An 18,530-nucleotide genomic window follows, 5' to 3' on the forward strand; every position below is an offset into this window, starting at 1 on the left:
TGCGTCCGGTGCCCCTACTGTCGCGGGCGTTGCCGCGCGCACGCTGACTCAGGCCTCAGGCTCCGCGGCGGGCGAGTGGGTGACGGCGTCCGCGGACAAGACGGGGGCGAACTCCTCGAGGTCGGGGTGGGTGGCGGCGACGGTGCGCAGGATCCGGATGAGGCTCTGCGGTTCGAGTGGCCGCCCGTTGACTGTCGTGAAGAGGTGGCCGCTGTCGTCGCGGGCGGCGGCGCGGTGCAGGAGGTACTCGTCGATGGCGCGTACGGCGTCGCGGTGGACGGGCTGGAGGCGGGTGGCGTCGGACGCCGCGTTCTTCTGGGGGACGTCCCAGGTGGTGCGGTGCTGCTCCTGGTGGCGGCCGTTCAGGCGCATGGCGGTGATTTGGCCGGGGCGCAGGATGTCCTCCTCGTGGCCCCGGCCCCACAGGTAGTGGTTGAGGCAGAGGTAGACGAGGGCGCGGGCACGATGGGGGCCTTCGCGGCGGGTGCCGGGGTAGCGGTCGGCGGCCTGGGCGAGCCAGCGGCACTGGTCGGGGGTGAAGAGTTCCCGGCCGGGTAGACCGGCCGCGAAGTTTCCGCCACGGCGGAACTGGAGCGCCCTCGCGGTGCCGGGTGGCACGAGGCCGGGTCCGCCGGCGGATTTGACGGTCTCGGCCCAGCGGTAGAAGCTGCGCACGGCTCCGCAGGCGGCATCGCGGGACCGGGCCGCGGCAGCGTAGTCGATTGCCCAGTTCTGGAGTGCCATGAGTGTGGGCCGGAGGTACAGGTCGGGGTCGGGGTTCCCTTTCGTGCCGCAGCCGACGGTCAGCCAGTGCAGGACGGCAGAGCGGTAGTGCTCGACGGCCTGGTAGCTGAAGTAGCCGTTGGCGGAGGAGTGTGGGCCCGCCAGCCATTCCTCGACCAGCTGGGCGACGTCGTGGTCCATCGGACCAACCTAGCCGTGCTCCGCTTCGCGGGTGGTCGCAGGGTCTGGGCGTTCAGGCCGCCGGCGCGTCGCCGAGCCGAGAGGGTGGTTCGAGCGTGTGTGCGGGCATGGTGAACCGGGGCTACTGCTGCCCCGGTTCACCATGCGGGAATGACGACGGATGTCCTGTGGCAGTTGTGCAGTGTGGAGGCGTGCCAGGACGCGGCGGAGTCGCGGGGATGGTGCCCGAAGCACTACTGGAGGTGGAAGAAGTACGGCGCACCGGATGCTCCGGTGCGGGTGTATTCCACCGCGCCGGCGGCGCCGCGGTCGCGGCAGTGCACGATCTCGGGGTGTGAGCGGTCGCGGCAGTGCACGATCTCGGGGTGTGAGCGGCCGCGGCGGACGAAGCTGTGGTGCGGTACGCACTACGCCCGCTGGCGCAGGGAGGGTGACGTCGGCTCGGGCGGTGGGTCGACGAGCAGGGCCGATGTCTGAAAACGGTTGGCCAATTAGGGGTAGCCGGATCATCGGCCGCAAAAACAACGGATATGGCTGACCTGCGGCAATGCGGTTACTCGGCAGGCTGCGCTGGCCCAGGTAGTCCAGCAGCATCCCGGCGAACGGGGACCCGGAGGACCTGTGCGAGCGGCCGGTTCTCTATCGTGGCCGCATGTCTGGGGAGCGGGAACTGGAGAAGTACATCGGCTTGAGTCTGGCGCGGTGGCGCGGGCGGCTGTTCGAGGCCGGTCATTCGGAGCGGTCTGGTGCGATCTGGTTGACCGCGCTCGACGGGGATGACGAGCTCGGGGAGCTCGCGAGCGGGGTCCAGTGGGGCAAGCCCGCGCGGCTCGTGTCGCTGGACGAGCTCTCCGAGAAGTACGACGTGGCAGCGAATTGCACGCTGGACGGCGTGCACCTCTCCGTGACGAAAATCGACGGCGACACGGTTCACGTCTGGTACTCCAATCGTGGCGAGAACGCCTTCACCCGGGCGCACGGCCTCGTCCCCCAAAGCTGGGACTACTGCGTCGGCGAGGTCGACCGCGCACAGCTCGACAGCCTGGAGGTGGAACGCCGGGAACTCCTCGAGCCGGAGCGTGCCCATGCCAGGCTCGTCGCGGTTTTCGGCGAGGATCTCGTGGACCTCAACCGGTCGTGGTGCCGCCGCCCTGCGGATGCGGGACCGTGGCTGGGCTCCGAGCAGGTGCCGGCGCCCTACGACTTCAGCGGCGCGACAGTGAAGACGCTGGGGGAGCCGAGGATTCAGGTTCCAGTCGAGGAGCTCGAGAGCTGGACCATCCGGGTCGCCTACGCGTTCTACGACGGTTACGAAGTCTGCGTGGACTCGACAGGCCTCGGCTACACGGCCACGATTTGCACTGCCGACGCCGCGTGGGCCGAAGCGGAAGGCATGGGGCCGACGCTCCGCGGGTGGCATCCGGTCTACTGGCCGCAGCTGCAGTACTGGAGGAAGAAGGTGCAGCTCACCGAGCTCACCGACTTCCGCGCCGAGCGCCTCGACGTGCTCGCCCGGATCGTTGCCCGCGGCACCCGCCATGCTGCGAATGGCGGCGCCTACTCCGCCACGCATGACGACGAGGAAGCCGGAGGAACCTGGCCTCACTATTCCCCCGGCGATCACTCACGATGACCCCTGATCCGCAGCGCTGGGCGAAAGGGCTCAGGAGAAGAGGCACTTGCGGCGCCGACTGAGTTCACTGAGACGAGGCTTGCTTCCCTGAGAAGGGACATCGGAAGTCCGTCCGCCCTGTGCAGCCCGGACCTCACCCACCTGTCGGGGCGCCGGTGAGCCTTCCCTCGTCGAGGACCAGGCCGACGTACGCGTTGACGAGGATCGGTGCCGCCTCGGGCTTGGTGGGCATGTCGGTACCGGTCAGGGCATCGAGTGTGACGGGGCCTGCGGGGCCGATGCCATATACGCGACCGTGCCAGACGGCGGTGATCTGCGGAACGCGGCGGCCGTCGTCGCCTCCCTCCTTGAGCTGCCACAGCATGCGGCCGTCGGCCGGGTCCACGGCAGTGACCGCAGCGGAGCCAAAGCAGAGGAGGGTTTTCGCCTCGTCGTGCGTGCAGCCTATGCTGCTGAGACCCGAGGGCATGTTGCCGCGTACGCGTCCGCTGTCCGGCGCAATCAGCTGATCGACGTACTTGCCGTCCGGGCGGTGTCCTCGTACGCGTACCGCTGCCGGTCCGGCGTCGTACATGCCGGCCTGGAAGACCTTCTCACCACGCCATCGCTCAGCGCCCGTCGCGAGATCGAAGCTGACGGGGATGGAGTCGAGGTTCTCGACGTGGAGCAAGCCCGTGGCGGCCCCGTCGCCTACCTGCCGCACTTCCACATCCTGCTGGGTCCAGCGCAGCGCGTGTGTGGCCATGTCGATGCCGTAGGAGATCGCCTTGCCGCTCCCACTACGGCCGGCCAGGGTCACCACGACGGTGCCGCCCCCGGCGCCGACCGCAGAGACCTGGACCGCGCCGGAGGACTGCGTCACCCAGTCGGGCACCTTGACGACGGTCCGCCAAGAGACCGCAGGCCTGCCGGTCGCGGGGGACGCGAGGAGCTCCAGCGCGGCACCCGCAGCGCGGGTGCCCGAGGCGGGCTCAGTGATCAGGAACGGCGCCAGGGCCACCCCGCCGACCACCAGGGGCGGGAGGACGTCGCCATCAGAGTCCGGGCGGAGTACCTGACCCTGGGGTGCGATCTCGCCCTCGACCTGTCCGGTCGCCAGGTTGAAGGCCTGGAGGCGGTCCGGCGAGGCGATGATCGCTCGACCGTCGGCGAGAACGAGGGGCAGGACGCTACCCCCGCCGGGGGTCCGCCCGGCCAGATTGAGCCTGCCCTTTGTCGCCGCCGAGGGCAGAGCAACTTCCTTGCCGGTGTCGAACCAGGCCGGCGGATCGTGCGGCACCAGCTGCGGCTCCGGCGGCACGGATGGGGACGAGGCCGCAGTCGGCGCCGCCGTGCTCCTCGGCTTGTCGTTGTCGCCGCCCGAACTGCACGCGGTGGCCATGCAGGCGGTCAGAGACAAGACGAGGGCCAGCGGCTTGGTGGTACGCACGAGTGCCTCACTCCTTGGGCGGGACGGCGTGGACCGATGATCCACTCGGGGAGAATACGCCCCGGTTCCGCTACTGCCGAGGTGATGCGGGTGACACGACGCCCTACCTGATCCACGCGCCCTTGGCCCGCGCCAGAGATCGTTTCCGCGCCCCGCCCCGGCAGGCGCCCGGGCAGCGTCGAGCTGCCGCCGCATCACGGGGCCCGCGTGAGTAGGACATTAAGTTACTTGTAACAGACCCAGGCCACCCCTCCCCTGCCCGCGGGTGTACCAAGGTCCGGTGCCCACGGGTACGGCGCGGGGCGGGGCCGGCGCCTGCCGGTGAGTGGGTGGCGGCTGGTCTGTTACAAGTAACTTAAGCCGGATGGGCTTCGGGGTTCGAGCGCTGCCATCAGCTGAAGAACCGCTGCCGCAGCGCAGCGAAGTCGGTCCTCGGTACTGGTGAGCTCGCGCAATCAACGGTCGCGCATTCGCAGCCGCAGGAAGCCTGGTGGTGACTGTTCGCAGTCCTGGACGGATGCGGCTGGAGGATTGGGGAGCTTCTGCCGGGTCAGGTCAGGAACTCGACAAGCCCGTGTCGATGACGATCATCTTCTCCAGCGCGTACCTGTCCAGGTCCGGATGGTGCTCTTGCCGGCCTGCGCGGATGCGGTGGAAGCGGAAGGTCCCGTTGGTGGTACTCGCGCTGACGATGCATCGGATCTGGAGTGGAGGTTCGGCTGAACGGCCGAGATGGCAGACGTGCAAGGCCAGCGTGAGGCCCTGGGCCAGCAGTAGCCTCTGATCGGCCTCGGCGATGACGGGCTCGCCGTCATCCAGGACGTCGACGGTCACGGGCACGAAATCCTCAAGGTGGAAGCTGTTGACGCTGCACTCCCACGCGGTGAGGTCGATGAAGCCTCCGGGTCCGGTGTCGGGCAGGTGACGGACGGTATCGGTCAGCACCACGGCGTCCCCGTGGAGAGCGATGCCGTTGGCTGTGAGATCACGGAGGCCAGCTGTCAGTCCCTGTGGTGGCTGTGTCGGTGCGAGTCCTGTCCATGCGCCGAGGAGGGCCGCCGCCGCGTCGTTCATCTGCACTGTAAGCACGTGGGCAAGAATCCCTCAGGGGCTCAGGAGGACGGGAAGCAGGGCCGCTTCCATGGTCTTGGTACTGGTGGGCTCGCCTGTTCAGCCCCCGTCAGTTCGCCGTGCCGTCCAGCCGGATGGTGACCGTAGGTGGTCGCCTGCGGCGTATCGGCTCCACGTCCCGCCGGTCTCCCTGAGGAGGCGGCCGGTGGCCTTGTCGTGGCAGCCCAGAACGACCGCGACGACGGGGGCAGGCAGCTCAAAGAATTGCTGTCGAATGGCGGCGCCGCGGGCAGCGGCGACCGGGACACCGATCTCGCGCAAGAGGGCGGACAGGTGGTCGGGCCGGGCAGGCTGGCCTGCCCGGCGGCCGGGGAAGAGCCAGCGCGGTGCCTGGTTGGTGGCGGTGTTCATGTTGTCGCGGTCTGCGATGTACTCCAGCAGCAGGGATGCCACTGGTGCAGGGACGGGTGAGGCGGGTTCCCCGAGCCGTAGAAGCATTGCTTCTCCGTCGTTGAGCACGTCGTCGGCCGTCAGCTGGACGATGCGGGTGACGGGTTGCGCGTAGAGAAGAACGATGACGCCGGCGACACGAAGACGCATCGGCGTGTCTGCGTCGGTCAGCAGGCGGCCGAGCGCGTCCAGGCGCTCGTCTCGCCCAGTGCGGCTCGTCGGGAGACGTTCATCACGGGGATGGAGAGCAAACGCCGGCACTGGCGGCTCTGCATGGCCCAGTTGAGGAAGGCTCTGAGGCAGTTGCGGCTGTGCTCGCTGTTCTCGGCGTACCAGGCGTCGATGTCGCTCTGGCCGCCGGCCTTCCCGGTACGCGGTGCGTACGGCGTCGGTCTTGTCGGCCGGGACGGCGGGGCGGCGCCCGCCCTTGTTGCCCTTGCCTCCGCAGCCCGCAGTCCGCAGCCCGTCGTAGGTCAGCTCGCGCTGGAGGTCGCGCTGGAGTTCGCCGGCGGCGGCGAGGGTCTGCACCATGAACGTCACGGTGGACAGCAGCTCTCCGGTGCGCGGGTGGCGGGCCGTGAGGTCCATCGCGGAGAACGCGCCGTCGTGGATGCGCAGGGCGAGGCGGTCGCGGTGCAGGACGTCGAGCACGTCGAGAATGTGCCGGTGCCGCGCACCAGGCGAAACATCTCGGAGATGTGCACGGTGTCACCCGGCCGCGCGTACGTCAGCAGCACGCCGAACTTCGGGCGCTCCAGCGGGTGGAGGCGGCTGGAGATGCCGGCCTGCTCCTCGAAGACGACCGGGTCCTCGATCCCGGCTTCGTCCAGGACGAGGTTCTGACGGTCGGTCGACACCCGCTTGTCGACCAGGTTGGCCATGCCGCTCCCCGTGATGGTGGTCGCATTCGACCCTAGCTGTCAGCAAACCCTGTCATCAGCCGTCATCGGATCTGATTGGATCGGCGACGCCACGTCGGGGCCGCGTCGCCGTTGGGGCACGCGATCTTGCTACGACTGCGGCGAGTTCTGCGGCACCACCCGCTGCTAGCCTGCGGTCCATGATCAAGGGCGGCTCGGCAGGCCGAATAGGCCGCATGGCGGGGGACAGCAGGCCGGAGCGCGTGCTGGTCGCCGCCAGTTTCGTAAACCGGGTCGGCAACGGTCTGTTCAACGCGGCGTCGGCGCTGTATTTCACCTTGGTCGTGGGTCTGCCCGCAGTGCAGGTCGGTGCCGCGCTCACCATTGCCGGAGTGATCGGCCTGTGCGCGGGGATACCCGGCGGGCATCTCGCCGACCGGCGCGGCGCGCGCACGATCATGATGCTGGCCCTCGCGGTCCAAGCGGTGTCAATGGCGGCCCTCGTCCTCGTCGAGAGCTGGACCGCGCTCACGATCATCGCGACGGTCGACCAGATCGCCGCGGCGGTCGGTGGGGCGGCCTGGGGCGCTCTGGTGGTCCGGGTCGGGGGTGATCGCCCGGCCATGTTTCGGGCGAAGCTGCGCACCTTCGTCAACCTGGGCGTCGTCCTGGGAACGGTGGGCGCCGGGCTGGCGCTGGCCGCGAACACCCGCGGCGCCTATGTCACGCTGATCCTCGGCAACGCGGCGAGCTTCGCCCTGTGTGCTGCGCTGTTGCTCCTGCTACCTCGCTACCCGGTGCTGGCGGCACCGCCGCAGCAGCGCCGCTGGCTCGCTTTCGCGGACCGTCCGTTCCTGACGTTCACCGCCCTCTACGGGGCCATGGGACTGCAGTACCCGGTGGTTTCCCTGCTCCTGCCGATCTGGATCTCCGAGCACACCGAAGCGCCGCGCTGGACTGTGGCCGCGCTGTTCGCCGTCAATTCCGCCTTCTGCGTGCTGATGCAGACCAGGATCGGCTCGCGTATCGAGACCCCGCACGACGGCGGCAGGGCGTTTCGCACTGCGGGGCTGCTCTTCCTCGTCAGCTGCCCGATGATGGCGCTGGCGGCGTACGCCCCTGTCTGGGCCGCGGCGGGACTGGTCCTGGCAGCGATCTTCGTCCACAGCCTGGGAGAAGTCTGGGAGTCCTCGGCGTGCTTTGCCCTGGGCTTCGGTCTTGCCCCCGACCACGCCCAGGGTCAATACCAGGGTGTCCTCGGTCTCGGCTTCAGCGCGGGTCAGGCTCTTGCCCCCGCGATCCTCACCACGGTGGTGCTTGGTCTCGGCACGGCAGGCTGGCTGCTGCTGGCGTTGTTCTTCGCGGCGCTGGGTGCTGTCGGCCCATCTCTTGCCCGCTGGGGTATGCGGACCCGGCCGCAGCCGGACGTTGCTGCGAAAGCGACGCGATGATCAGGGAGTAGGTACCGGAAGTCTTCCGCGTGGCGTGGAACGGTGGGCGTGCGTGTGCATCGCGCTGCCGCTGGAGTAGCGGCATGGCACGGGTGGTCAGGCCGCCGGGCCGTAGCCGTCCGCGTCGGGGCCATCGCCGCGCAGCGGACTGAAGTCGACGTCCAGATGCGGGTCGTACGCCTCGGGCTGGATGCCGAGTTCGTGGGTGGAGTACTCGCCGAAGCGGCGGATGTGCTCGGTCAGGTACGGCGAGATGTGGGCCAGGTCCTCGCGCGGTCTTCTCCTGCTCGACGGGGTCGTTGTCGGTGATGACGCCGCCGTTGCCGAAGCCGATCCACTGGGAGAAGCCGTTGAACGCCTCGACCTTGTTCGTGGCCGCGGTGACCCGCCGACGCAGCGGGGCATCCGAGAGTCCCGGGCGGCCTGGACGGGACTGTCGGCGTCGATGTGCTGGAGCACGGTGCGGTAGTTCCCGATCAACGCCTCAACGATGGCCTGCTGTTGCTCCCGGATGCTCTCCTGCTCCGCCTTGGCCCGCTTGACCTGCGCGAGCCGCTTCACCAGGTTCCAGTCCCGAAGCCCAGGCGCGTCCGCGGCGTCCGCCTCACCGGTGAAGTCGGTGATCTTCCCCGATGCGAAGCCGGTCAGCCACATCCCGGTCTCGCCGAGCTCGTCCGGTGAAGCCCGGCAGCTCCAGCCCGGCTTCGACGACCGCGGATACGCGGTCCTCTCGATCGTGACGGCGGACCCGCTCAGGCGCTCAAGATCATCCCGTGGCGGGTTTCTGGCGCATCTGGGTCATATCCCAAAGTGGCGAACCAGCAGCTGTGGGACACCGTGCACGGGCTGCTGAGCGTTGGGCAGCGGGCGGTGCTGGACTCGCTGCTGACGGAACCGGGGTGTTGAGGATGGCCTCTTCTGCATGGCCTGGACCCTGGCTGACGTTTGCCATCACCGTTTCCGCCAGAACCGGCTTGGGGCCAGCCAAGACGTAGCCTGACGGGCCCCACACCAACTTTTGGAATACTTCACCTAATTGCCAACACCAGGCTCCGAACGAGGTCCATCACGCCTGGCAGTCGCAACTTCCGCTATTAATCCGCAGCAGGTCTTGGCGTAACCCAAAATCGTTCAGTCGAGCCGTCGTGAGAACCTCGGAGTAGAGGTGACACTACCTGGGACGCCTGGCGTCTTCTTCGTTCCATACCGAGATCACGTGCCCCTCGCCATATTGCTCGACGACCATTGCCGTTGCTTCACTCGGCGACGAAGCCATCAGCCGCAATTGGATTTCCGGCTGGCCAGCGATCTGAATAAAGCCGACATATTCACGCTTCGGCTCTCCTGACTCGGTGCTCATAAACGTCTCCCTGGCTTATCTGTAGGTTTTGAGGCAAATAGCGCTGTGACAGAACGCTCCGACAACAGTCCCTGGGCTTTCCAGAACTCGACTCATCGCCTCCGACGACATGGACGGGACATCGTGAATCGTGACACCAGAGAGTCGCCCAAAACGACCAACATCTTCAACGTAAAAGCTGGATTCCGGAGTCATGACGCCAGCACTATCGCCATGGGTTCCAGTGAGGATATGGACGTCATCTCCACGCTTAACGCCGTCCCTCACGATGCCGACCAAGTCTTCCTGCGTAATAGTTCGGTTTGAGGTAAAAACTCTCCCACCGGCCGCATTGCTGTCTTCTAGCCAGGGTGCCGACGGTGCCCTTGGTGCGGACCATCCAGGAACAGGCCCAACATCCCTGTTGTTCGCGGCTGAAAGAAGTTTAGCGCCTCCCCCACAATTGTGGACGAGAACTGGGGTGGCTCCTGCGAGCACATAGTACGTGTGCGTGCCGAGGTGCCGTCATCTGCGTTTTCGCAGGTCAGCGGAATTCGGCCAGTCCGTGAGCGTGCGTGGAAGTGCTGTGTTGTGCGCCCCTGTTGCCGTCGGCGTTGCCGTCAGACGGCTATCCCCAGCGAGTGCAGCCGCTCCCTCAAGGAACGCCGCGAACATCAGGAAGGAGAGCGTGAGGCGGCAGGGGTGGGTTGGACGGACGTCGACCTGGTCTTCAGCACATCAACTGGTGGACCACTCGACCCCGCCAACCTCACCCGCAGCTTCCGCGGCCTCCTCAACCAGGCAGGGCTCCGCCGTATCCGCTTCCACGACCTCCGGCATTCAACCGCCACGCTCCTACTGGAGCAGGGCGTCGATCTCGTCGTGATCAAAGAACTCCTCGGCCACGCCCACATCGGCGTCACCGCCGGCGTCTACGCCCACGTAAGACTCCGCCTCCAACGACAAGCCGTCGACACCCTCAACAACGCGCTCAATGCCGAGAACGACGGCACTGACGGCCCACCTTCTGTCGCGAGCGTCCACTGACGTTGCCGTCAAAGCCCCGCCAGCGTCCTTGCTGGCGAGGCTTCGATGATTCAGCGCGCCACTAGAGTTCCCAGTTGCGAAGCTCGGCTACCTCCTCGATGGAGGGCATAAGCCTTGCACCGAATTCGGTCGCTGATGCCTGGATTGGAGTCAGAGCCGAGGAGAGATCCAGACCCAAGCTGAAATTCGTTGCCCCCCGAGCGAGAAGGTCAATGACTTCACGCTCTGCGTCAATCTCCATCTGGACGAGGGGCCCCGGCGCAGGAGACGGATCTCCGTACCTCACAATCACAGGCTTCTCTCCTCCCAGCTTGAAGTCGAGCATGGAGAGTAGTGACCTAATGGCGTTGATGGACATCTCCGCCTTGGCCGCAGATGGCCTCAATGAAACCGCGAGGGCGTTTCCAACCAACGCCACAGACTGGGCCGCATAGAACTCGGGTCGAGACGAATCATCCTCGTCATCCTGAGATTCCATATCCAGCTTATCCAGGGCCTCTGCGCACTCATCCTGCACGGAATTTCCGGCAGCTGCCGCCCAGGCGAGCCCGAGCGAGGCATCGACCCACTCAATCTGCTCCGATCGGCCGAGGGCTCGGCAGAAGGCAGCACCTCGCTCCGCCGCTGCGGCACAGATCAGCACCAGTTCAGGATCCGAAACGTTCGAAATTGCTTGTAGTTCCGGCGCAATCTCCATGTCCCTCTAGCCTCCAGTAGCCCAGAAGATTGTGAACGGTGAGTTCTGTGCAGCATGGCCACGCATCCCCGCACCACCCACTGTTACCCCACGGACGTTCAACATGGGGGAGCAGATGCTGACACAGAAATTCCTCGACGCTGCACCGAACACGGCATGCTCATTGGGCCCCAAGCTGCTAAGAATCCCTTGCTCGGCATGCCCAGCAGCCTGCACGAACTCTTCTCCTGGCCGGAGTGTCCACCCGGAAGGCATGGCACCATCTCCGTTGATTCCAATGCGATTGACGAATGTCTTCGTTTTCGAGTTAAAGACACCGATTACCGCTGTGGTGCCCTTCACGTCCGCCATGAAGTAATCGCTGCGAGATGCTTGCAGTTCTTCCGCACGACCGAGCGCGAGCATTGCATCGTCTTCACTTGCAACCCCAGGGCCACAGTTGTGTACCAGGACCGGCGTGGCACCCGCCAGCACATAGTACGTGTGGAGTTCGGCGATGGTGAGGTTGTGAACAGCTGCCTGAAGGGTTGTCCAGCGACGGATTGCCGTGACCTGGACGTGGGTGCCGGCGCTGGTCTGGAGCCATTGGCCTGGCTGGAGGTCGGTGGCGTCCACCCATGTGGAAATGTCGGCAGCCCAGAAGGGGTGCTTGTCAGTGGCCGTGATGACGTCGGTGCCGGAACCGTCGGCGCCGTCAGTGTCCACCGTGATCTCGACGAGGTTTTTGGAACCTGCGCCGAGGATGGTCGCGGTCACGTCTTCGGCGGCCGTCTCGCCGGTCTCGGGATCCGTGGCGAGGATCTTGTCGCCCGGCTCAAGGTCTTCGATCGGTTTGGTCGAACCGTCGGCCATGAGGACGAGAGTGCCCGGGATGAAGCTGTTGGGAGTGGGGCATGATCCGGCCTTGGAGAACAGCTTGCCCAGACCCTTGCCCCCTGCCTTGCCCAAGGCTGTGACCGCGGGCGCCGCCGCCGCTCCCATGACTCCGCCGACGCCTCCGGTGACCGCTCCCAGGCCCATGTCCTTCAGCACACCCGTGGTGCTGTGGTCGGCCTTCGGGTTCATGGCGTTGCCGACTGCCGAGCCTGCGGCTCCGGCGATCGCCCCGCAGCCGGCTGCCGCTGCGAAGCCGACGCCTCCTGTGGCGAGACCGGCCGCACCTGCGGCTGAAACGCATACGCCTCCGACGATGATCTCGGTGCCGATCGTTACGATCGCCACCTTGTTCTCGTGCCAGAAGGCCTTGCCCTTCTTGACCGTCTTGTTCAGGTTGCACTTGGAGAAGAAGCCGCAGTCCTTGGCCGGCTTGCTCTTCCCGCCCTTGCCTGAGGTGCTGTTCTTTCCGGGCGGTGGTGGGTTGTAGTCGTTGTCCAGGCTGCTGCGCTCGTCACTGCCACCGCCTGAGCCGAGGGGGTCCTCCTCATAGAGGGTTCCGCCGTTCGCGGTGCAACTCGAGTGGTACGCACAGTTGTCGGCCTTGAGACCGCTTGGGTCGGAGCCGGTGATCGGGTTGCCGTTGGCGTACGTGTACCCGTTCATCTGGATCGGATCGGTGATGTCGATCACCGGGTCGACGGAGATGAAGCGCCCGGTGGTGGGCTCGTACTCGCGGGCGCCGATGTGAGTCAGGCTCGTGTCGGAATCGTCGACGCCGGTGCCGAGGAAGGTGCGGCTGCCCGGCCAGTCTGCGGGCTGGGCGCCGCGCGGATTTCCGTAGGGGTCGGATTTGCGGCGGGTTACGCCTTGTCCTGCCGCCAGGTCCACCGTGGTGGTGGCCGTGTTGTGGTGGTCGGTGAGCAGGACCGCCAAGTTGTGGCCTTCGGACCTGCCATTGGTCTGACGAACCGTAGTGGGGCTGCCCGAGCTGCCGTAGTAGCGGACGGCATCGATGGCCTGGCCGGCCTTGTTGACGGTGATCTCTGCTTCGCCGAGGTACAGGGTGCGTGCGCTGCCGGTTTCCTCGATCAGCCGGTTGCCGTCGGCGTCGTAGATGTAGCTGGTGGTGGCGTCAAAGGTCCACTGCTGATTGGCGCCGGTGCTGCAGGCGTACACGAGCAGATCGGTTCCGCTTGCGTCGTTGCTGTGGGGGACGTCGATGCAGGCATTGGTGGCCGGGTTGTAGAGAGACTTGTCGCCGGGCCGGTAGATGAACTTCTGCTTGTCGCTGCCGTCGCAGGTGGTGATGCGAGCCTCACCGTTCTGGGCGGTGAGGCACTTGCCGAGGGCCTGGACGGTTTCACCGGTCAGGCGCCACTGCTGGGCTTTGGTCTCGTTGCACGGCCACAGCTGGACCCGGGTGCCGTCGGCCGAGTTGCCTCCGTCGACATCGAGGCACTTGCCCGACAGGCCCTTGACCGCGACGGCTCCGATGCCTGGACTGGAGGCGGAGGTGATCTTGTTGCGCCGGTCCCAGTTCAGGATCTGGGTGTCGCCGTCGATGCGCCGACTCTTGGTGTTTCCTGACGCGTCGTACTCGTAGGTGGAGACCGAGTCGATCGTGGAGCCCGGCTTCTTGGTGGTCTTCGCGGCCTTGGTCAAGGCATGGGGCTGGATGGTGGTCGTCGGCCGGGTGCCGTTTCCGGCGACCGTCACGCCGTAGCTGTACGTGGTGACGTCGTCCAGGGCCGCGTCGGAGAGATCGTGGTTGATGAGTTTGGTGCGGTTGCCGATCGCGTCGAACTGATATTCCTGCCAGAAGCCGTCACCGTCCGGGCCCGGTGTGACGTCAGCCAGGCTGGGGCCCGAGCAGGCCTCGGTCTTCCCTGTCCAGGCCTGCGTGAGCCGGCCCATCGGGTCGTACGCGTAGCACTGGCGGTCGGTGCGGCCGCCGGGCTGCGAGTCCGCAACCGAGGTGATGTTCCCCGCGGCGTCGTAGGTGTAGGAGACGTCGCTGATGCGGTGGGAGTTGGCCGTCTCCCGGTCGTTGATCGACTGGTTGATCCGGCCGGTGTTCGGGTCATACAGGTTGGTGGTCCACACTCGGTTGGGTGCACTGCCGGAGGCAGTGCGCAGGACCTCGCCAAAGGGGCTGTACTTGACGTCGGCGGTGTACCACGACAGACCCGACAGGGTCTGGGGCATGCCGTCGCCGTTGTAACGGGTGATCAGCTTCTCGGCGGCCAGGCCGCCCGGGGTGGCCGGGACTGTCGTCGACTGGACCTTGCCAGTCGGTGTGTAGGTGGTGCTGTAGACGTAAGTGCCCGCGAGGCCCTTCGTCGCGGGCGCGTCCGGAATCGTGATCTTGGATCCGGTCGGCCGGTACTCGGCGTCGTATCCGGTTACCTCGCTCCTGTACTCGACGCCGCCCTCGTAGCGGATCGAGGCGACGGGCTTGCCGTTGGCGCCGGGGAGCGAGTCGAAGGTCCAGGAGGCGACCAGTGGTCCGTTGGCGGCGTCGTCGCGCAGCTCGGTCTTGCGGCCCAGAGCGTCGTAGGTGCTGTACTGGGTACGGCCGCTCGAGTCCTTCGCCCAGACCTGCCGGTCGAGCTGGTTGAAGCCGAAGGAGGACTGCCCGGTGTCGGGGTCGCTGGACGAGGTTTGCCGGCCGCGGGCGTCATATCCATAGGTCCACTGGTTTCCGGCCGCGTCGGTGACGGATGTCAGTTTGTTCCGCAGGTCGTAGCTGTAGGCGGTCTTGGTCCAGCTGCTGAGGTCGCTCGACGTGGCGTGCTCGATGGCCGTGGTGCGGCCGAGCGGGTCGGTCGATGTCTTGGCGGCGCGGCTGCCCTTGAGTGGGGTGGTGCCGTCCACGGACATGGCCGATCTGGTGAGGGTCCAGTCTCCCGCGTACTGGGTGGTGGAGGAGTACTGGGGGACGTCCGCGTGCAGGGTGGTGCTGCGGACGGCCCGGCCGAGCCCGTCGTATGCCGTGGCGGTCGCGTTCGGCACGTGGAAGACGGACTCGGGTACGAAGATGTCCTTCGACGGTGTTCCTTCGGCGTAGTAGCCGTTGTTGGTGCGCCGGACCGTGCCGTTGGCGCTGTAGAGGGTGTCGGTGATCAGGCGGCCTCCGCCGAGGGCCTGTCCCTGGGTCTGGCGCGGGCGCAAGAGACCGTCGTAGATCGCGACCGATTTGGTGTACGTGCCGTCGTCCTGCAGCGTGCCGCTGGTGACGACCGGAGCCTCGTGCTCGGAGATCTCGTACCCGAAGGTGAAGGCTGCCTTGTCCGTTGCGGGCTTCTGTGAGGCAGTCCAGACCGCCGTGGAACGCCCGAGGTTGTCGTAGGTCGTCGTGACCTTGCGGCCGTTGACGTCGGTGTCCTGGAGTGGCTGGCCGCGGCCGGGGTCGCTCTTGGTCGCGGTCGTGTGGCCGATCGCGTTGGTGCTGGTCACGGTGAAAGCCGGACCAGTGGCGGGGCTGTAGGCGGTCGAGACGGGGTTGCCCGCGGCATCGAAGACCTTGACGGAGCGTCCGAGTGCGTCGTACTCCGTACGGGCCGTCGTGACCCAGCCTGTGCCGGCCGCGTCGTTCGTGTCGACCTGGTAGGCCAGCCCCTTCGTCGGGGCTGTCCCGAAGGCGTTGAGCGCGTCGTAGGACGTGCGGGTGTCTGAAAGGAGGGGGCCGGAGCCCGACTCCTCACATGATCCGGCGGTGGTGCGAACGCGTTCGGCCAGACCGATCAGGTGTTTGTCGGTGTTGTGGACGTACGCCGTGGTGACGCACACCTGGTCGCTGGTCTTCGAGCCACCGGTGCCGTTCGAGGTCACGGCCTCGGTCTGGACGCTCTGGACGAGGCCGTAGCCGGTCTCATGGGTGGTGTGCGTGCGATGTGTCCGCGTGGCTCCGCCGCTGACGTTCTCGATGCTGTCCTTGCGTGCGGTACCCGTGCGGTAAGCCTCCAGGGGCGTCGTGCCGTCGCGGGGCCGAGAGGCGACCTTCTGGCTCCAGGGCCAAGTGAGGGAGCGGGAGACCACCTCGCCGCCCGGCTTGGAGTACGTGATGCTCTCGGCCGCCAGGCCTTGGTACGGAGGGATGTCCTCGCCGAGGTCTTCGGACTCGGTGGAGTCCTTCAGCGTGATCTTGGGCCGGCCCGCGTCAGAGGACATGCCGCGGAAGTAGCGGGTACGGGTCTGTGACTGCACGGTGGCGTCGGGATTGCCCGCGTTGGCGGTGACGCCCTTCGTCACGACGACGCCGGCGTAGCCGCGCCACTGGTTGTACGTGCGGAGTTCGGGCTTGGAGAACTCGTCGCTGTCCTTCGCCCAGGCAGCGTCGCCCTCATAGGTGTAGCTGGTGGTGACGTCAGGCTGGCGGGCGACGCGGTCCTTCTCGACGACGCGGTCGACGACGTACTTGTTGAACCACTCCAGCGGCGGCTTCTCCAGCTCCCCGTCCGGCGACCAGTGGACGGGATAGCAGCGGGTGGTGTTCTCCTCGGGCTTCGGGTGGGTGGTACCGACCGCGCAGGGTGCGGAGTAGCCGACGTAGATCTCACCACCGGTTTCGGTGCGGATGGTCTCCACGCGCAGACGGTCGAAGTCGGGAGTGGCGTCACCGGAGCTCTTGGCCACGCGGTTGGGCATGTCCTGCACATTCGCGAGGAAGGACACCGGTGGAAGGCTTGTGGAGGTCTGGTTTCCCGAGGTGTCCAGGGACGTGCCGTAACCCGTGCGAGTGATCGACTCCAGCCACAGCGGCGGGTGGGTGTCGCCGCGCTGCTCGGGGAAGGACTGGGTCAGGTTCCACCGGTCCACGAGGGACAGGTCGGTGGAGCCTTCGGTGCGCTGGCCGTAGGTGGTGACAGCGGTCAGGCGCTTGCGCGTCCAGAAGGTCGGGGAGCCGATGAAGCAGTTCTTCGCGTCGGCCTTGCAGTGGAGGGTGGACGGTGTGTCCCACCAGGGCTGCTTGTCTCCGTAGTTCTTCGACTCGAACTCGGCGTCCGAGCAGGTGGTACTGCCCTGCTTGACGCAGCGCTCGGCGACGGTGAACGCGACTTTGCCGGCCGGTGCGCCGGAGAGGTCGCTCGCGCGCAGGCCGTAGGAGATGGTGGTGGGGTAGCCGCCGCGGACGTAGGAGACCTTCTCCTTGAACTTGCTGTTCTTGGCGTAGTGGTTGGTCTCCTTGGCCCAGTCGATGACCATGGCGTTGCCGTTGACGTCCTCGACGTAGTCGAGGTTCCAACGCCAGCCCTGGGTGCACGAGGAGTTTGCGTAGGCCGTCTGGTGGCAGGGCTCGCCGGGGTGGTTGCCGAAGACTGGGACGGTGAAGACGGAGTTCGTGACGGCTCGGCTGCCGGATCCGTCGACGTCGTGGCGACCGAAGTGGTACTTCGTGCCGTCGCGGGTGGTGACGACCCAGTACTCGCCGTCCTTGGCACCGTTGGCCACGGTTGAGTCAGTCTTGCGCTCGATCTTCGAGCCGTCGTCGGATGCGGGAATCCACTGGCCGGACGTGGCGTCGTGGACGAGTTCAGTGCTGGAGCCGCCCAGCGACATCACGACGTTGTCGCCCGCCCAGCACAGGTCGCCCTTCTTCTTGTCCGTGGCGTTGTCGTTGTTGGGCTTGGCCGGGGTGTCCTTGCGGTCGTCGGCGCAGGAACGGTAGCGGCGCTCGATGAAGCCGGGTTCGTAGTCCCAGCCATCGCCGACCCAGGAGGCCTGGCCATTGGCCACGGACGTCTTGCCGTCGACCGCCTGGGAGGAATAGGAGAAAGCAATCTTCGGGGCCGGTCCGGCCGGAGGCGCGGGAACGGTCAGGGGATACGTCCAGGAGAAGCCGCCGCCGCTGCCGCCCGCCGTCCAGGAGCTGGTGGGGGACAGAGAAGTCGCCGTGTAGGTACCACCCGCGCCGGAGGCGCCGTCGGAGGCCGCGAGGACGACCGGGCCGCCGCCCGACATGGTCCGCATGCCCTGCGACGGCGCGCTGGCCGGATCGATGGTGGCGCGGACCGTGCCCTTGTCGGGGTCGTTCGTGCTGGGCACGTCCTGGGCTGCCGTGCACTCGGGCAGGTCGGGAGTGGTCAGGAAGCACTCCGGGAGCTGCTTGAGCTCCAGGCGGCTGGACCACTCGGTGCCGTACAGGTCTTCGAACTTCTTGTAGTCCAACTGGACGTCGACCGGGGTGGAGCCCTGGGCGGGCGGGGTCACCTTGATGATCGCGCCGTCGACGTCGGCGGCCTCGGTGGCGGCGCGCGCTTCGACCGACACCGACCACGTACCCGAGGGTGCAGGCGGCGCGGGGTTCTCCTCGGTCGGGGAGGCCTTGCCGATCGCGACGGGAAGGGAGCCGACCTGTACGAGCTGGTCGCCCGTGGCCGGCGCGAGCGCGACATCGGCCGAACCCGCCGCAGGAGGGCTGACTTGGCTCGGCTCGTACTCGGCGGGCGGCGTCACGGGCGCGCCCGCCCAGCCGTGCAGCTTCGCCGCCGCGGCCTCGTCGAGTTTGGCCTTGGGTTCCTTTTGCAGGGCGGGCAGCTCGAGGGCGGAGCGGTCGCCCGGTGGCGCCGCCCATGCCTGGGCCGGCAGCAGTGAGGCCATCAGAAGGACGGACAGTGTGACGCCTGTTCTCCGTGCCAGGCCAGCGCGTTTGCTGCGCGCCGACCTGGTTTTGGGCAGGCGGAAGTTGTTCGCCGAGAACGGCGACATGTGGACCCCCCCACGCCGCTGCCGGCCCGGAACTCTCAAAAGTCC

At 67.0% G+C, this 18,530-nt stretch carries 10 protein-coding genes and 2 pseudogenes; 3 read left to right on the forward strand and 9 right to left on the reverse strand.

The window, feature by feature from the left end; all coding sequences use genetic code 11:
• Positions 1 to 48: 48 nt before the first annotated feature.
• Positions 49 to 924 (reverse strand): hypothetical protein, encoded by an 876-nt coding sequence (locus OG982_RS29775; RefSeq protein ID WP_266950071.1) that lies wholly within the window; start codon positions 922 to 924, stop codon positions 49 to 51.
• Between the two features lie 652 nt (positions 925 to 1,576).
• On the opposite strand from OG982_RS29775, the gene OG982_RS29780 reads away from it, so the two are divergent.
• Entirely contained in the window at positions 1,577 to 2,557 is a 981-nt protein-coding gene (locus OG982_RS29780) for a hypothetical protein (RefSeq protein ID WP_266950072.1), read from the forward strand.
• Positions 2,558 to 2,690: 133 nt separating this feature from the next.
• Here OG982_RS29780 and OG982_RS29785 read toward each other — a convergent pair whose 3' ends face one another.
• The 4 genes from OG982_RS29785 to OG982_RS29800 all read right to left on the reverse strand — a co-directional run bounded on the left by OG982_RS29785 (position 2,691) and on the right by OG982_RS29800 (position 6,388).
• On the reverse strand, positions 2,691 to 3,986 hold the full coding sequence (locus tag OG982_RS29785) for a PQQ-binding-like beta-propeller repeat protein (protein WP_266950073.1): 1,296 nt from the start codon (positions 3,984 to 3,986) through the stop codon (positions 2,691 to 2,693).
• A 555-nt stretch (positions 3,987 to 4,541) separates the two neighbouring features.
• The gene (locus tag OG982_RS29790; protein WP_266950074.1) at positions 4,542 to 5,060 is read right to left on the reverse strand and encodes a hypothetical protein; all 519 of its coding nucleotides are present in this window, start codon (positions 5,058 to 5,060) and stop codon (positions 4,542 to 4,544) included.
• Between the two features lie 96 nt (positions 5,061 to 5,156).
• The gene (locus OG982_RS29795) at positions 5,157 to 6,158 is read right to left on the reverse strand and encodes a hypothetical protein (protein ID WP_266950075.1); all 1,002 of its coding nucleotides are present in this window, start codon (positions 6,156 to 6,158) and stop codon (positions 5,157 to 5,159) included.
• The gene (locus tag OG982_RS29800) at positions 6,044 to 6,388 is read right to left on the reverse strand and encodes a hypothetical protein (protein ID WP_266950076.1); all 345 of its coding nucleotides are present in this window, start codon (positions 6,386 to 6,388) and stop codon (positions 6,044 to 6,046) included. The genes OG982_RS29795 and OG982_RS29800 overlap by 115 nt, the downstream gene beginning before the upstream one ends.
• Positions 6,389 to 6,567: 179 nt before the next feature.
• Between OG982_RS29800 and OG982_RS29805 the strand changes: the two genes are divergently transcribed.
• Positions 6,568 to 7,818, forward strand: a complete 1,251-nt coding sequence (locus OG982_RS29805) for an MFS transporter (RefSeq protein WP_266950077.1) — start codon at positions 6,568 to 6,570, stop codon at positions 7,816 to 7,818.
• A gap of 96 nt (positions 7,819 to 7,914) precedes the next feature.
• On the opposite strand, the pseudogene OG982_RS29810 reads toward OG982_RS29805, so the two are convergent.
• Together OG982_RS29810 and OG982_RS29815 are read right to left on the reverse strand one after the other, a co-directional pair.
• Positions 7,915 to 8,230: pseudogene (locus OG982_RS29810) on the reverse strand (Tn3 family transposase); the annotation flags it as partial.
• 759 nt (positions 8,231 to 8,989) lie between these two features.
• On the reverse strand, positions 8,990 to 9,178 hold the full coding sequence (locus OG982_RS29815) for a hypothetical protein (protein WP_266950079.1): 189 nt from the start codon (positions 9,176 to 9,178) through the stop codon (positions 8,990 to 8,992).
• A gap of 597 nt (positions 9,179 to 9,775) precedes the next feature.
• Here OG982_RS29815 and OG982_RS29820 point away from each other — a divergent pair.
• Positions 9,776 to 10,204: pseudogene (locus OG982_RS29820) on the forward strand (tyrosine-type recombinase/integrase); the annotation flags it as partial.
• A gap of 61 nt (positions 10,205 to 10,265) precedes the next feature.
• Here OG982_RS29820 and OG982_RS29825 read toward each other — a convergent pair.
• Together OG982_RS29825 and OG982_RS29830 are read right to left on the reverse strand one after the other, a co-directional pair.
• Entirely contained in the window at positions 10,266 to 10,901 is a 636-nt protein-coding gene (locus OG982_RS29825; RefSeq protein WP_266950081.1) for a hypothetical protein, read from the reverse strand.
• Positions 10,902 to 10,907: 6 nt separating this feature from the next.
• A complete protein-coding gene (locus tag OG982_RS29830) occupies positions 10,908 to 18,485 on the reverse strand; it encodes a ricin-type beta-trefoil lectin domain protein (RefSeq protein ID WP_266950082.1) in 7,578 nt (2,525 codons plus the stop codon).
• Between the last annotated feature and the right edge of the window lie 45 nt (positions 18,486 to 18,530).

This window comes from Streptomyces sp. NBC_01551, assembly GCF_026339935.1.
Classification (GTDB): domain Bacteria; phylum Actinomycetota; class Actinomycetes; order Streptomycetales; family Streptomycetaceae; genus Streptomyces.

What these genes read in the sequence shown, in the direction of transcription:
- OG982_RS29775 (WP_266950071.1), bottom strand. Translation starts at nt 924, where the DNA reads ATGGACCACGACGTCGCCCAGCTGGTCGAGGAATGGCTGGCGGGCCCA.
- OG982_RS29780 (WP_266950072.1), top strand. Translation starts at nt 1,577, where the DNA reads ATGTCTGGGGAGCGGGAACTGGAGAAGTACATCGGCTTGAGTCTGGCG.
- OG982_RS29790 (WP_266950074.1), bottom strand. Translation starts at nt 5,060, where the DNA reads ATGAACGACGCGGCGGCGGCCCTCCTCGGCGCATGGACAGGACTCGCA.
- OG982_RS29800 (WP_266950076.1), bottom strand. Translation starts at nt 6,388, where the DNA reads ATGGCCAACCTGGTCGACAAGCGGGTGTCGACCGACCGTCAGAACCTC.
- OG982_RS29805 (WP_266950077.1), top strand. Translation starts at nt 6,568, where the DNA reads ATGATCAAGGGCGGCTCGGCAGGCCGAATAGGCCGCATGGCGGGGGAC.
- OG982_RS29815 (WP_266950079.1), bottom strand. Translation starts at nt 9,178, where the DNA reads ATGAGCACCGAGTCAGGAGAGCCGAAGCGTGAATATGTCGGCTTTATT.
- OG982_RS29825 (WP_266950081.1), bottom strand. Translation starts at nt 10,901, where the DNA reads ATGGAGATTGCGCCGGAACTACAAGCAATTTCGAACGTTTCGGATCCT.
- OG982_RS29830 (WP_266950082.1), bottom strand. Translation starts at nt 18,485, where the DNA reads ATGTCGCCGTTCTCGGCGAACAACTTCCGCCTGCCCAAAACCAGGTCG.